Source organism: Achromobacter seleniivolatilans, from assembly GCF_030864005.1.
Taxonomy (GTDB): domain Bacteria; phylum Pseudomonadota; class Gammaproteobacteria; order Burkholderiales; family Burkholderiaceae_B; genus Achromobacter; species Achromobacter seleniivolatilans.
In genome coordinates this window covers 5,849,702-5,864,346 of the sequence record NZ_CP132976.1, presented here as the reverse complement: position 1 = coordinate 5,864,346, position 14,645 = coordinate 5,849,702, and the positions used below count along the sequence as shown (strand labels likewise).

14 protein-coding genes and 1 tRNA gene are annotated in these 14,645 nt (G+C 61.8%); 5 read left to right on the top strand and 10 right to left on the bottom strand.

The genetic code is table 11. From position 1 onward, the window contains the following. Positions 1-60: 60 nt before the first annotated feature. The 9 genes from ychF to RAS12_RS26525 form a co-directional block, all read right to left on the bottom strand. Positions 61-1,152: a redox-regulated ATPase YchF gene (gene ychF / locus RAS12_RS26565; protein ID WP_306943092.1), complete on the bottom strand. Its 1,092-nt coding sequence runs from the start codon at positions 1,150-1,152 to the stop codon at positions 61-63. A gap of 96 nt (positions 1,153-1,248) precedes the next feature. Continuing rightward, positions 1,249-2,028, bottom strand: coding sequence for a CPBP family glutamic-type intramembrane protease (locus RAS12_RS26560; RefSeq protein WP_306943090.1), 780 nt, complete (start codon positions 2,026-2,028; stop codon positions 1,249-1,251). After that, positions 2,028-2,624, bottom strand: coding sequence for an aminoacyl-tRNA hydrolase (pth, locus tag RAS12_RS26555; protein WP_306943088.1), 597 nt, complete (start codon positions 2,622-2,624; stop codon positions 2,028-2,030). The genes RAS12_RS26560 and pth overlap by 1 nt, the downstream gene beginning before the upstream one ends. Before the next feature lie 99 nt (positions 2,625-2,723). Then, a complete protein-coding gene (locus RAS12_RS26550; protein WP_306943086.1) occupies positions 2,724-3,338 on the bottom strand; it encodes a 50S ribosomal protein L25/general stress protein Ctc in 615 nt (204 codons plus the stop codon). A gap of 143 nt (positions 3,339-3,481) precedes the next feature. Then, positions 3,482-4,432, bottom strand: coding sequence for a ribose-phosphate pyrophosphokinase (locus RAS12_RS26545; RefSeq protein WP_006227587.1), 951 nt, complete (start codon positions 4,430-4,432; stop codon positions 3,482-3,484). Between the two features lie 151 nt (positions 4,433-4,583). Then, positions 4,584-4,660, bottom strand: a tRNA-Gln gene (locus tag RAS12_RS26540). A 1-nt stretch (position 4,661) separates the two neighbouring features. After that, complete coding sequence (ispE, locus tag RAS12_RS26535; RefSeq protein ID WP_306942997.1) at positions 4,662-5,561, bottom strand: 4-(cytidine 5'-diphospho)-2-C-methyl-D-erythritol kinase; 900 nt, start codon at positions 5,559-5,561, stop codon at positions 4,662-4,664. A gap of 95 nt (positions 5,562-5,656) precedes the next feature. Next, complete coding sequence (gene lolB, locus RAS12_RS26530; protein ID WP_306951627.1) at positions 5,657-6,217, bottom strand: lipoprotein insertase outer membrane protein LolB; 561 nt, start codon at positions 6,215-6,217, stop codon at positions 5,657-5,659. A gap of 38 nt (positions 6,218-6,255) precedes the next feature. Then, on the bottom strand, positions 6,256-8,142 hold the full coding sequence (locus RAS12_RS26525; protein WP_306942995.1) for a tetratricopeptide repeat protein: 1,887 nt from the start codon (positions 8,140-8,142) through the stop codon (positions 6,256-6,258). Between RAS12_RS26525 and mutM the strand changes: the two genes are divergently transcribed. The 4 genes from mutM (at position 8,141) to RAS12_RS26505 (ending at position 12,088) form a co-directional block, all read left to right on the top strand. After that, the gene (gene mutM, locus RAS12_RS26520; RefSeq protein ID WP_306942993.1) at positions 8,141-8,968 is read left to right on the top strand and encodes a bifunctional DNA-formamidopyrimidine glycosylase/DNA-(apurinic or apyrimidinic site) lyase; all 828 of its coding nucleotides are present in this window, start codon (positions 8,141-8,143) and stop codon (positions 8,966-8,968) included. The genes RAS12_RS26525 and mutM overlap by 2 nt on opposite strands. A 149-nt stretch (positions 8,969-9,117) precedes the next feature. Further along, positions 9,118-10,071 carry an MBL fold metallo-hydrolase gene (locus RAS12_RS26515; RefSeq protein ID WP_306942992.1) on the top strand — a complete coding sequence of 318 codons (954 nt, stop codon included), beginning with the start codon at positions 9,118-9,120 and terminating at the stop codon, positions 10,069-10,071. A gap of 120 nt (positions 10,072-10,191) precedes the next feature. Beyond that, on the top strand, positions 10,192-11,871 hold the full coding sequence (locus RAS12_RS26510; RefSeq protein ID WP_306942991.1) for an FAD-dependent oxidoreductase: 1,680 nt from the start codon (positions 10,192-10,194) through the stop codon (positions 11,869-11,871). A gap of 19 nt (positions 11,872-11,890) precedes the next feature. Further along, positions 11,891-12,088, top strand: coding sequence for a DUF2783 domain-containing protein (locus tag RAS12_RS26505; protein WP_306942988.1), 198 nt, complete (start codon positions 11,891-11,893; stop codon positions 12,086-12,088). A gap of 62 nt (positions 12,089-12,150) precedes the next feature. On the opposite strand, the gene RAS12_RS26500 is transcribed toward RAS12_RS26505, so the two are convergent. Next, positions 12,151-13,059, bottom strand: coding sequence for a LysR family transcriptional regulator (locus tag RAS12_RS26500; RefSeq protein ID WP_306942986.1), 909 nt, complete (start codon positions 13,057-13,059; stop codon positions 12,151-12,153). Positions 13,060-13,223: 164 nt separating this feature from the next. On the opposite strand from RAS12_RS26500, the gene hmgA reads away from it, so the two are divergent. Further along, positions 13,224-14,522 (top strand): homogentisate 1,2-dioxygenase, encoded by a 1,299-nt coding sequence (gene hmgA / locus RAS12_RS26495; RefSeq protein WP_306942984.1) that lies wholly within the window; start codon positions 13,224-13,226, stop codon positions 14,520-14,522. The last annotated feature ends 123 nt before the right edge of the window (positions 14,523-14,645 follow it).

Sequence of the window (14,645 nt, the reverse complement as noted above, 5' to 3'; positions counted from 1 at the left end):
CTCCGCAATATCTGCGGAGAGCTTTGTTTTATGCGTGCTCAGGCCCAGGGCCTGATGGCACTAGACGTTGAACAAGAAGTTCATCACATCGCCGTCCTGCACGATGTATTCCTTGCCTTCAGCGCGCATCTTGCCTGCTTCCTTGGCGCCCTGCTCGCCCTTGTAGGCGATGAAGTCTTCATACGCGATGGTTTGCGCGCGGATGAAGCCGCGTTCAAAGTCGGTGTGAATGACGCCTGCGGCTTGCGGCGCGGTGGCGCCGATGGCCACCGTCCAGGCGCGCACTTCCTTCACGCCAGCGGTGAAATAGGTTTGCAGGCCCAGCAGCTTGAAGGCCGCGCGGATCAGACGGTTCAGGCCCGGCTCTTCCATGCCCATGTCGGACAGGAAGGCTTGACGGTCTGCGTCGTCCAGATCAACGATTTCGGATTCGATGGCGGCGCAGATAGCCACGACCGGCGCATTGCGGGCAGCGGCGAATTCGGTCAGGCGGTCCAGCAGCGGATTGTTGGTGAAGCCATCATCAGCCACGTTGCCCACGTACATCGCGCGCTTGGCGGTGATGAAGCACAGCTGGGCGATGTCGGCTTGTTCTTCCGTCGTCAGGTCCAGTGCGCGAATCGGCTTGGCTTCGTTCAATTGGGCGATGCACTTTTCCAGCACGGCCACGATGCGCTGCGCTTCCTTGTCGCCGGAGCGCGCGGTCTTCTGGTGACGTTGCAGCGCCTTTTCGGCGGTCTGCAAGTCGGCCAGCGCCAGCTCGGTTTCAATGACTTCGATGTCGGCAATGGGGTCAACCTTGCCGGCCACGTGGATCACGTTGGGATCTTCAAAGCAGCGCACCACGTTGACGATGGCGTCGGTTTCGCGGATGTGGGACAGGAACTGGTTGCCCAGACCTTCGCCCTTGCTTGCGCCCGCGACCAGACCCGCGATGTCGACGAATTCGACGGTGGCGGACAAGATGCGTTCGGGCTTGACGATTTCAGCCAGCTTCTGCAAACGCGGATCCGGCACTTCGACCACACCGACGTTGGGTTCGATGGTGCAGAACGGATAGTTCTCGGCGGCGATGCCGGCGCGGGTCAGAGCATTGAAGAGTGTCGATTTGCCAACGTTGGGCAGGCCGACGATGCCGCATTGCAGAGCCATGGGAATCCTGTGTAAGTACGGTATTGATCGTTAACGTTCTAGTTTACCCCGGCTGGCCGAATGGCTTCTTCGGTCAACGCCGGGGATGCGGCCCCGCTAACTTGCGGCCGCAGGGACCCAGCGCATGATGGCCCAGATCATCAAAATGGGGCCGGCGTTGAAAGTCGCGTGCAAAAGCATGGCGGCGCCAATGCCGCGCCGCACCCGCATCCAGCCCAGCACCAGTCCGGTCAGCCATTGCGGCAGCACCAACAAGGGCAGTAACCAGTAAGGCACCTTGCCGTAGACAAAATTGGTCAAGTGAACGGCTGCAAATGTCAGGGCGACCAGATGAAACACCCATCCATAGTGGTTCAGATAGTAGCGCCGCCAGTTCGTATCCCAGCCCTTCAGGGGCTCGGCGCGGTGACGGGCGCCCCAACATGCCAGGATCACGAATGCGGCCAGCAACAGCCCTGTCCAGAGCTTGGGCCCCCACAGCACCACGGGCAGCATCGCCGGGATCAGCCACAGCGCTTGGCGCGGCCGCCGCAACCCGTAGCGGAACAACATCTCTTCGACCAGCGGCGCCCACAACACAGCAGTCAGCCACGGGATATTTGCCGGGTCCAGCCGGTGAGTTACGCCTGCCATTCCGGCGGCGGCCACGGCGACAGGGCCAAGCGCAAATAGATTCACCGCCCAGAGCAGCGCGGCCCAGGCAAACAGCCGCCCAGGCGTGATACCCGGCCACCAGTCCGCCACCAGCCCACTGCTTGCCGCGCGTCCGGGCAGCCTTGAAACAGGATGCGGGTGGCGAATAAAACGCCAGAAGTCGACGATCTCGCTGCGAAAGCGCGTCTTCGATCGGGCGGGAGACTGGCGGTTATCAGTCATCAGGCCGTGTTGCCGCTATGCAGCTGACGCGTAGCCAGCGCGAAGTCGCCAGCCAACATTGCTGGCACGACGGCACGGCAGCGGTCGATCACGGCTTCGATCTCTTTTTGTTCTTCACGGCGCGGCGGATGCAGCACGAAGTCCGCCACTTGTTGAGCCAGATTCAATGTACGCGGATGGCCGATGCCAATGCGCAGTCGCCAGAAATTGGGACTGCCCAGCACCGCTTGAATATCTTTCAGACCGTTATGACCCGCGTGGCCGCCGCCTTGCTTGAGCTTCACCTGGCCGGGCAAAAGATCCAGTTCGTCGTGCAACACCAGCACTTGCTCAGGCTCAAACTTGTAGAAGCGCGCCAGCGCGCCAACCGCTTGGCCGGACCGGTTCATATACGTGTTGGGCTTGAGCAGCAGCACGTTGTCCGCGCCCAGGCGCGACTTGGCCACCATGCCGAAAAATGACTTCTCAAGCGCAAAAGAAGTGCGCAGATCGTCCGCCAGATGGTCGGCCAGCCAAAAACCGGCATTGTGCCGGGTGGTTTCGTAGTCAGGACCGGGGTTACCCAATCCCACGATGAGGCGTATGGGAATAGACATGATGGAGGGTGTTTAAACCAAAAAACCCTGCGCATGCAAATGCACACGCAGGGTTTCGAGCATAAGCCGCAGGAAAGCCCAAGGGCTTTCCGGCAGAACTTAGGCGGCGGGAGCAGCCGGAGCGGCGTCGGCTTCGTCGGCGGCAGCGCCACCCTTGACGATGGCGGCAGCCAGCAGCGGGTTGTCTTCACCACCGTGGGGGACGTACGTCACGCCCATGGGCAGCTTGATGTCAGCCAGGTGGATCGAAGCGCCAGCCAGGATGTTGGTCAGGTCGACTTCGATGAACTGGGGCAGAGCCTTCGGCAGGCAGGTGATTTCCAGTTCGGTGGTCACGTGGCTGATGATGGCGCCCGACAGCTTCACGGCCGGCGAGATTTCAGCGTTCACAAAGTGCAGCGGCACCTTGGTACGCAGGGCTTGGTTGGCGTCAACGCGCTGGAAGTCAACGTGCAGGACTTGTTGCTTGTAGGCGTGCCATTGAACCGAACGCAGCAGAACTTGTTCTTCCTTGGCGCCTTCGAGCTGCATTTGCAGGATCGATGCGTGGAATTCTTCCTTACGCAGCGCGTGGTAGATCTCGTTGTGGTCGAGTTCGATATTCAGGGGGGCAGCCGTACCACCATAAACAATGGCGGGAACGCGGCCGGCGATGCGCAGGCGGCGGCTCGCACTCGATCCCTGGACGCTACGCGCAGTGGCGATGAATTTCATGGATAACTCCAAAAACAATAGGGTGAAGAGGCTTCACCGCTTAAAGGCACGGCGCGCAACATGCGCGCCGTGTTGCTTGCGCCTTGCCGCGACCAGCAAGGTGCAAAAATAGGGTTGGCTGTGACCGGCCGACGCGAAAAGCGTCAGTCGACAAACAGCGAGCTGACCGATTCCGCGTTGGAAATACGCAGAATGGTCTCGCCCAGCAGCGCGGCGCACGACAGCTGGCGGATTTTGCCGCTGGCCTGGCCTTGCTCGGAGAGCGGAATCGTGTCGGTGACGACCAGTTCGTCCAGTTCCGACGCTTCAATGCGGTCAATGGCGCCGCCCGACAGCACGGGGTGCGTGCAATAGGCGTAAACGGCGCCGGCGCCGCGGTCCTTCAAAGCCTGGGCCGCCTTGCACAGCGTGCCAGCGGTGTCGACCATATCGTCCATGATGATGCAGGTGCGGCCGTCGACTTCACCGATGATGTTCATCACTTCCGACACGTTGGCGCGCGGACGGCGCTTGTCGATGATGGCCAGATCGGCTTCCAGCTGCTTGGCCAGCGCACGAGCGCGAACCACGCCGCCGATGTCCGGAGACACCACGACCAGGTTCGAGAAATTGCGGCGCCAGATGTCGCCCAGCAAGATCGGACCGGCGTAGATGTTATCCACGGGGATATCGAAAAAGCCCTGGATCTGGTCAGCGTGCAGGTCCATCGTCAGGACGCGGTCAACGCCAGCCACTTGCAACATGTTGGCCACAACCTTGGCCGAGATGGCCACGCGCGCCGAACGCGGGCGGCGGTCTTGGCGGGCATAGCCAAAATAGGGAATCGCGGCGGTGATGCGGCCGGCCGAAGCGCGGCGCAGTGCATCGACCATCACCATGATTTCCATCAGGTTGTCATTGGTAGGAGCACAGGTGGGCTGCAGGACGAAGACGTCCTTGCCACGCACGTTCTCGTTGATTTCGACCATCACTTCGCCGTCCGAGAAGCGACCGACGGTCATCTTGCCCAGGGACATATCGAGGTGGTTGACTACGTCCACGGCCAGCCGAGTGTTGGCCGTGCCCGTGAAGATCATGAAGCTATCGTTTGCCATGATGGATGATGCGATGGTCGTTTTAAGACACTAACGAGATGATGCGAGGGTGGTGCACGGTAATGCAACAACGGACCCGGAAAATAAAAAAGCTGCTGAACCCGGGCCAGTGTCTTACAGGCGTGTTCAACAGCTTTTGTATGTATTCGGTTGGCTGGGGAAGAAGGATTCGAACCTTCGCATGCCGGAATCAAAATCCGGTGCCTTAACCAGCTTGGCGACTCCCCAACTATCTTGCAATCCAATTCCGCAACGGATGTTCAGTTAAACCAGTACAAGCCTGCACTAACCGAAACCCTGGATGCGTTGTGCTGTTTGTTTCAACAGCGCCGCGCATTATAGCGGATATTTCTGCTTTTGCCAAAACGGCTTCGGAAAGTTCGGAAAACTCGGTGAATAAACATGCACCAGATCCCGACATGCGAACAGGTATGCCCTGCTCAGCAAGCCACCGCGCGGCCCTTAAAACTTCAGGATAAAGGCGGTGAACTACCGGCTCCAAATCATTTTTGCCAAAGCAAAAATTAGGCGAAGCAAGAAAGTCCGCTATTGTGATGGAAGAAGTATCCCTTGTCAAATCGGGTGCTGAAAATATTCCTACTGTCGGCACGCTTATGTCCGGCTGCGCCACCAGATAAGCGCGATCAGGGAGCGTCACGGCAGTCAGATCTTCACCGACGCCTTCTGCAAATGCCGACTGCCCAAACACAAAGACCGGCACATCCGCGCCCAGCGGCAACGCTAGCGCCATGAGTTCCTGGCGGGATAGCCCCGTAGCCCACATTTTGTTCAATGCGATCAGCACCGTGGCGGCATCGCTGGACCCGCCGCCTAATCCCCCGCCTTGCGGAATGCGCTTTTCCAGCCCGATCTGCACGCCTTGGCGCGTTCCCGTGGCTTGCTGCAAGGCTCGGGCCGCGCGTAGGGTCAGATCATCGGCTTCGGATACACCGGGCAGCTCCGCAGCCCGGCTGATGACGCCGTCGGTGCGCAAATCAAAGTGCAGGGTGTCGCACAGATCAATAAAGCGAAAGACCGTTTGCAGCAAGTGATAGCCGTCGGCGCGGCGGCCCACAACGTGCAGAAACAGATTCAGCTTGGCGGGAGCGGGGACGTCATACAGAGTCACGAAAGACAACCAGTGCGGGACAAGCCCTCATTCTAGCGATGCGGCGCCAGACGTGTTGATGCCGGGCCCGCTCGGGCCCGGCATCAACAGAACTATCAGGATTGGTTGACGACCAGCCGCACCATGATGCGGCGGCCCGGCTCCTGGCGTTCCAGAACCAGAAGTTGCGGCCCCAAGACGTCGTAGCGTGACAGTCTGACGCGCCAGCCGCCTTGCTCGAACGCGGCGGGGCGGCCGAGCTCATCGCGCGACACTTCCGACGCCTCAGGCTCTGCTGGCAGCTTGCCGCGCAGCCAGTCACGCAGACCAGAGACCGGCATGCTGCTGCCAAAGGCGTCTTCGGCCAAGGCGTCGGGGTTATCGGCTACCAGACGCGTGCCGTCCGCCTTGGTCAGGCTGGCCGCGCCGGGCTGCCCTTCCACGCGGGCTTCCGTTGAACCCAGGGGGTTCGTCAGATCCAATATGTAGCGCCGCCCATCGTCCGACCACGAAAAGCCGCCTTGCACCGCATTTTGCTTGCCGCTTTCTTCGTTAACCGTGATGGCGAAGCGGCCAATGCGGGAAAACGCGTCGGGGCTCGCGCCCTCGATCGGCTTGGGCGTGGTCGTGCAAGCCGCCAGCGCAAAGGCCAGCATTGCCATCAACGCCCAGCGCATTACAGCCGGGATATTGCGCACGCCTTGCAGCCCTGCCCTCACAGACCAACCCCCAGGCGCTTCACAACGTCCAGGACGGTCTTGTTCTTGGGATCTTTCATCAGTGCGGCACGCAGCAGCTCAGTTGCCTGATCACGCTTACCTTGAGTCCACAGCACTTCGGCCAAGTGGGCGGCAATGTCGGCTTCCGGGCGCACGCTGTAGGCACGGCGCAGATACTGCGCGGCGGATTCAGATTCACCCATGCGGAACTTGACCCATCCCATGCTATCCAGGATGAAGGGATCATTGGGCGAGAGTTCCAGCGCCTGCGTGATCAGGTCCAGCGCTTCGGGCAGACGCTGATTGTGATCAGCCAGCGTGTACCCCAGCGCGTTGTAGGCGTGCGCATGTTCCGGATCTAGCGCAATGACCTGGCGCAGCATACGTTCGAGATCGGCCAGACGATTCTGACGCTCGTACAACATTGCCAGTTCGTATTTGATCTCGACCGTGTCGGGCAAGGCCTTGTCGGCGGCTTCCAGCGTGGTCACAGCCTGGCCCACGCGATCGGCGTCGCGCAGGATCTGCGCCTTGGTCAGCACGCCCAGAGTGCGCTCTTCTTCATCCTGAGGGCCTGCGGCGTCAATCATGGCGAGCGCGTCGTCGACGCGGCCGCTCTTGGCGCGCAACGCGGCCTGACGCATGCGCACGGAATAGCGCAGGGTCGGGTCATCAATGCGGCCGAGTTCGTTGATGGCTTCGTCGAAATTGCCTTGGTCCTCGGCGATACGGGCCAACAGCACATGCGCATCGGCGGCAGCAGCCCCGGCATCCGTGGCGCCCGGCACGGTTGCCCGTTGGCGCTGGGTCTGCACGTCCAGGTACTGCTGAAGCAGCGTCTTGGCCTGGGGCAGTTGACCTGCCTTGTATGCCAGTTGGGCCTGCATGAAGAGCAGGTCGAAATCTTCCGGCGAACGGCGCGACATGGCCTGCAATTCCGCCAGCGCGCCGTTGTAGTCGCCGCTGTCAGCCAATTGGCCGGCCAGCATCAAGCGCACCTTGCGGGCGCTGGGATTGCGGTTGATGAAGGCGCGCGCTTCGGTCTGGGCGCGCTGCGGGTCCACCTTGGAACCGTATTCCAGCACGCGCTGGGCGGCGGGTTCGGACTTGGGGTCGGCCGCAAGCGCGGCGCGGGCTTCCTGCGCGGCGCGTTCGTAGTCGCCCGCGGCGGAAGCCACGTCGGCCAGCGCCAAATGGGCGGCCGGCAGTTTGCGCACGCTGTCGCTCAAGGACTCATCAAGAATGCGCAGAGCCAAACGGCGGTCGTTCAGGCGGCTGAGGACTGCCAGAGCCTGGCCGATCGCCGCCGGTTTGTCGCGCGACGCGTCAATCCGGTTGCGCAGCGCCTGAGCCAACCCTTTGGTCTGCCCATTGGCGGCAGCCAACGCGAGCTCAGTGGAACTCGCCTCGACGTCGTTGGGCGACAGCCGTGCCCAGACGCGCGAGGCTTCCAGCGCTCCGGCCAGATTGCCGCCCGCCAATTGGAATTCCAGGCCGCGGCGGGCCAGACGGGGGTCGCCCGTGTCCCGGGCAAGCCCAACCATGGTGGTCGCTGCCGTTCCGTACATGCCCCGCTGAGCGGCGATCTCCGACGCGAGTACGCGATAGAAGATGTCTGCGGTCAGCGAGACATAAGGTAGTTGCCCTGGACGCAGGCGGATCACCTCTGTTTCAGGCTGGCGGTTCTGCGGGGCCATACGCGGCCCGGTCGCATCACGCGTCCGGCTGTCGGCCGCCTGGGCCGGCAGCGCAAAACCTGTTGCCAGCGCAAGCGCCAGCGCGGCGATCCCGATATTCATTTGTTTGAAAGACGACTTCACGCGGCCCGTCCGGTTGATGGCACAATCTTCGTACACGCAATTGATGATCTTACACTGGCTCATGCCGGAACTGCCTGAAGTCGAAACTACCCGTCGAGGAATCGACGCTGTCATCACCGGCCGGACGCTGACGCGCCTGGTTGTCCATGAATCCCGCATGCGGTGGCCCATCCCGCCTGACCTGCCCGACCTGATCGGCGGCCGGGCCGTGCTGGAATGCGCCCGCCGGGGCAAATATTTGCTGCTGCGATTTGAACACGGCACCCAGATTGTGCATCTGGGCATGTCCGGGTCGCTGCGCAGCGTTGCTCCCGGCGAATTCCTGCGCAAGCACGACCACGTCGAATGGATTTTCGACCAGGCCGTGCTGCGGCTGCATGATCCCCGGCGATTCGGCGCCGTGCTGTGGCACCCGGAGGCCGACGGCCCCATTGATACCCACCCGCTGCTGGCCAAGCTGGGCATCGAACCCTTCGATCCACGCTTTGATGGCGCTTGGCTGCATCGGCACTTTAAAAACCACAGCGCCGCCATCAAGCAAGTGCTGCTGGCCGGCATGGCTGTCGTTGGCGTGGGCAATATTTACGCATCGGAGTGCTTGTTCCGGGCGCGCATCAATCCCAAGACGCCGGCCAATAAGTTGTCGCCTGCCCGTTGCGACCGGCTGGCCGACATGGTGCGCGCCACCTTGGCAGACGCGCTGAACTCGGGCGGCAGCACCTTGCGCGACTACGTGGGCGCCACCGGCGAACCGGGCGCGTACTTTGAAATCCACGCGGCGGTCTATGAACGCGAAGGGCTGCCCTGCCGCGTCTGCGCCACCCCGATCCGACGCTTTGTTCAGGGCCAGCGCGCTACGTATTACTGCCCGAAATGTCAAAGAAACTGAGTCAAAAAGGCAGTCCAACGGCCCGTAAACCCCCGGGAAATCCCTGTAAAAACAAGGGCATTCGTTTATAGCAAACGTATTGCACAAACACTAACGTCACGCTATATTCCTTCCACACACCTATTCCTAGAACAGTGGAAGGAGCCTCCATGAGCAAGCAATTCGCGTCGCACGCCGACATGGACGACAAAGTCGTCTCGTTTGAAAAACTGTCCGACAACGCCTACGCCTACACGGCTGAAGGCGACCCCAACACGGGCGTGATCATCGGCGACGAGGCCGTCATGGTCATCGACACCCAGGCCACCCCGGTCATGGCCCAAGATGTGATCCGCCGCATCCGCGAAGTCACCGACAAGCCGATCAAATACATCCTGCTGTCGCACTACCACGCCGTCCGCGTGTTCGGCGCGTCCGCCTACAACGCTCAGGAAATCCTGGCCAGCCGCGACACCTACGACCTGATCGTCGAACGCGGCGAGCAGGACAAGGCCAGCGAAATCGGCCGCTTCCCCCGCCTGTTCCGCAACGCCGAATCGATTCCGCCGGGCCTGGTCTGGCCGACGATGACGTTCAAGGGCGAGATGACCGTCAACCTGGGCAACCTGGAAGTCAAACTGTTGCAAGTGGGCCGTGGCCACACCAAGGGCGACACTATCGCCTGGTTGCCGGAACAGAAAATTCTGTTCGCCGGCGATCTGGTCGAATATCAATCGACCCCCTACTGCGGCGACGCCTACTTCCGCGACTGGCCCACGACGCTGGACGCGCTGTCCAGCTTTGAAGCCGAAAAGATGGTTCCCGGCCGCGGCCCGGCCCTGAAGGACGCAACCGAGGTCCGCCAAGGCCTGGCCGGCACCCGCGCCTTCCTGACGGATCTGTACGGCGCCGTGAATCGCGGCGTAGCCGAAGGCAAGGACTTGAAGACCATCTACCGCGAGGTCTATGACTTCATGAAGCCGCGTTACAGCGACTGGGTGATCTTCGACCACTGCATGCCGTTTGACGTGTCGCGTGCCTATGACGAAGCCATGGGCCACACCGACCCGCGCATCTGGACCGACAAGCGCGACCTGGAAATGTGGGCGCAACTGGAAGGCTGATGTCGCGAGGCGGCCGCAAGGCTGCCTGACCCTAGCCACGCACTAACCGGTGATCGCGCGTTGCATGACGGCGCGCGACGTCGGGACATAAAAACAAAATGACCCACACAGGAGACAACCGTGGGAGACATCGACTTTCAGGCGATGGAGTTCGCCTATGAAAAACACGCGGACCAAAGCGCCACGGCGCAGCCGCGCCATCAGGTCGTCGTCGTGGGCGCTGGCCCCGTCGGCCTGACTACCGCGCTGGACCTCGCCCGCCAGGGCGTGCGCGTGGTGGTGCTGGATGACGATTACCGTTTGTCCAGCGGATCGCGGGCCATCTGCTTTTCCAAACGCACACTCGAAATCTGGGACCGTCTCGGCGTCGGCCAACGCATGATCGACAAAGGCGTGTCGTGGAACGTGGGCAAGGTGTTCTTCCGCGAACAGGAAGTGTGGCGCTTTGATCTGCTGCCTGAGCCTGGCCACCGCCGCCCCGCCTTCATCAATCTGCAGCAGTACTACGCAGAAGGCTACCTGTACGAGCAGGCGCGCCAAGAATCCAATATCGATCTGCGCTGGAAGAACAAAGTCGCGGGCGTGACCCAGGCCGATGACGGCGTGGAACTCAGCATCGAGACGCCGGAAGGTTCATACACCTTGCACGCCGATTGGCTCGTCGCCTGCGATGGCGCCCGGTCGCCCGTGCGCAAGCTGATCGGACAAGAAAGCCACGGCCGCATTTTCCGTGACCGCTTCCTGATTGCCGATGTGAAAATGAAGGCCGACTTCCCGACCGAACGCTGGTTCTGGTTTGATCCGCCCTTCCATCCGAACCAATCCGTGCTGCTGCATCGGCAGCCGGACAACGTCTGGCGTATTGACTTCCAGCTGGGCTGGAATGCCGATCCCGTTGAAGCCGTTAAACCCGAGAACGTGCTGCCGCGCATCCGCGCCCTGCTGGGCCCCGACGCGCAGTTCGATCTGGAATGGGTCAGCGTCTACACCTTTGCGTGCGAACGCATGGATAAATTCCGCCATGGCCGCGTGGTGTTCGCGGGCGACTCCGCGCACCGCGTATCGCCGTTTGGCGCCCGCGGCGCCAACAGCGGCGTGCAAGATGCGGAGAACCTCGCCTGGAAATTGAAGCTGGTGCTGGCCGGACTGGCGCCAGAGACGCTGATCGACAGCTACAGCGCCGAGCGCGAATTCGCCGCTGACGAGAACATCCTGAATTCGTCGCGCGCCACCGACTTCATTACCCCCAAAAGCGACATCAGCCGCAGCTTCCGCAATGCGGTGCTGAACCTGGCCAAGACGCATCCGTTCGCGCGGTCGCTGGTCAATAGCGGGCGCTTGTCGTTGCCCGCGACCTACGCAGCGTCACCCTTGAATACCCCCGACGCCGACGCGTTCCTTGGCCGCATGGTGCCGGGCGCTGTCGCGCTGGACGCGCCGGTCGACTGCCATGGACAGAATGACTGGTGGATGGCACAGCTGGATGGCGGCTTTGTGTTGGCTGTGTTCTGCGGCGATACGCTGCCAGGCGCGGACACATTGTCTGCGCTGCAAGCGCTGCGTCTGTCACCGGTTCCCGTCAAGATCGTGCTGGTGGCCGCAGCGCAGTGCGATTTGACCGCGCTGCCTGCGGATGTGCCTGTCGTGAAGGACAGCGAGGGTTGCCTTGCCAAGCGTTACGACGCGCAGGCTGGAACAGCCTACCTGATCCGTCCCGACCAACACATCGCCGCACGCTGGCGCACCGTCAATAGCGATGCCGTCACCAATGCCGTCAACCGCGCCATTGGCCGCGCCTGAACGCCAAGGGCTAACCACCATGCTGATTACCGAAACCAATCTGAGTTCACCGGACGACTTCTACGAAGCGCTGATTGAAACCCATCGCGACCTGACGAACGAGCAAAGCCAAGAGCTGAACGCGGCACTGATTCTGTTGCTGGCCAACCATCTGGGCGACGTGGCTCTGCTGCGCGAAGCGTTGCAACAGGCACGTGCATCGGTCGTGAATACGTAGGCTGGGTGTAGCGCGAGAGAGAACCGGCAGGAAAACGGAAATCTCGAACGCGCGAACCCATCCTACGAGCCGACGCCAAAGGTATATACGATGAGCGACCGCAGCCATTGATTGCCGCTGTCGCGGTCTACCCGGCGTTGCCAATACATGTTCGTTTGCAGCGCTGGGACTTTGACCGGTGGAGTCAGAAAGCGCAGCCCGAAATGCGGCGCAGCGCTGGCGGCGAGTTTTTCGGGGACTGTCGCCAGCAGGTCCGTGGCACTCACGATGTAGGGCACCGCTGAAAAGTGCGGCACGCTGAAATGCTCCGCCAGATCAACACCCGCGCGCTCCATTGACTGGTTCACCTGCCCATAGGGCGCGGCACGCGAGACGATCAGATGGCGTTCCGCCCGGAACGCCTTGAGGCTCATGCCCGCATGCGCCGTCGGATGCGCCTGCCGGAACAAGGTCGCATACCCCTGGCGAAACAGCATGCGTTGCAGCGTGCCTGCACCTATCTCATCAAACGCGCCGATGGCAAGATCGACCCGGCCGGCTTCCATCTCGCGCGGCAGATCCGGCCCTTGCACCCGGACCGAATCGATGCGCACGTGCGGCGCCACTTGCACACAAACTTCCATCAAGCGCGGCATGAAATGGATTTCGCCCACGTCCGTCATCGCAACGCGGAACCGCCGGCTGCTGGTGGCAGCGTCGAACACGTCCTGATCCTGCAAGGCCTGCGACAACATCGTCAAGGCTTCGCTGACGGGGCCCGCCAGCCGCTGCGCGCGCGGCGTGGGCAGCATGCCCTGCGCGGTGCGCACGAACAACTCGTCACCAAAGGCCTCGCGCAAACGGCGCAGCGCATTGCTGACCGCTGGTTGCGACAAATCCAGCCGCCGCGCCACGGCCGACAGGTTTCGATCTTCCAGCAGGTGCTGGAACAGAATCAGCAGATTCAGATCGACATTGCGCAGCTCGGCCATGATGCCCCCTACTATTCACAAAATTTATAGTCGCTATTTTTGCATTCCCGTAGCCGTAGTGGGGGTTTTTTCCGACAATAGCGAATCGGCGCCGGGTTTCCCGGACACGCCAACCTATATCGAACGCGCGGCCAAGCACCGCGCCGCCACTTTCGGAGGATTCCATGGAACTGCGCTATCAAACTGGCTTCGGTAACGAATGCGCCACTGAAGCCTTGCCCGGCGCATTGCCGTCCGGCCGCAATTCGCCGCAGCAATGCCCATATGGCCTGTATGCCGAGCAGCTGTCCGGCACGGCCTTCACCGCCCCCCGCAGCGAGAATCGCCGCTCGTGGCTGTATCGCATCCGTCCGGGCGCCCAGCACAAACCCTTTGAGCCATTTGGCGGCGCCGCTGGCTGGGAAAGCACCTTCGGCCACGGTCCGGTCACGCCGAACCAGTTGCGCTGGAGCCCGATGCCGATTCCGGCGGCCCCGACCGATTTTCTGGAAGGCGTGAAGACCTGGGGCGGCAACGGCGGACCCGACGAACAGGGTGGCGTGGCGATCCATATGTACGCCGCCAACCGTTCCATGCAAGGCCGCTATTTCTATAACGCGGATGGCGAACTGCTGCTGGTTCCGCAAGAAGGCCGCCTGCGTCTGGCAACCGAGCTGGGTCTGATCGATCTGGAACCGCTGGAGATCGCCGTGATTCCACGCGGCGTGCGTTTCAGTGTTGAACTGCTGGATGGCGCCGCGCGCGGCTACATGCTTGAGAACTTCGGCGCCGCGATGCGTTTGCCGGAACTCGGCCCCATCGGTTCCAATTGTCTGGCCAACGCCCGCGACTTCAAGAGCCCGGTCGCCTGGTACGAAGACATCGAAGGCGACTTTGAATTGATCGCCAAATTCACGGGCGGTTTCTGGCGCGCTGCCATTGACCATTCGCCGCTGAACGTCGTGGCCTGGCATGGCACGCACGCGCCGTACAAGTACGACCTGCGCAACTTCAACACCATCGGTTCGATCAGCTACGACCATCCGGACCCTTCGATTTTTACGGTGCTGACGGCGCCGTCCGACACCCCGGGCACGGCCAACATGGATTTCGCGATTTTCCCGCCGCGCATCCTGGCTATGGAAAATACCTTCCGTCCGCCCTGGTTCCATCGCAACATCGCCAGCGAGTTCATGGGGCTGATCCAGGGCGTGTACGACGCGAAAGCCGATGGCTTCGCACCCGGCGGCGCGAGCCTGCACAACTGCATGAGCGGCCACGGCCCTGACGCCGAGACCTTCGAAAAGGCCTCGCACGCGGATACGCATACGGCGCACTACATTCGTGACACCATGGCATTCATGTTCGAAACGCGGCGCGTCATCCGTCCGACCGAACAAGCGATGGCCTCGGTAGAATTGCAGGGCGACTATTACCGGTGCTGGCAAGGAATCGCAAAGCACTTCGATCCCAAGAAGGCGTGACGCCGATACCCCGGCTTTTCCATGCCCGCGGCGATGAGCGCAAGCTCATCGCCGTTTGGCTTTTGAATTTTCCGGCGTTCTGACCCCTCAGACGCCAGCCCCAAACACCCCATTAAAGAGACA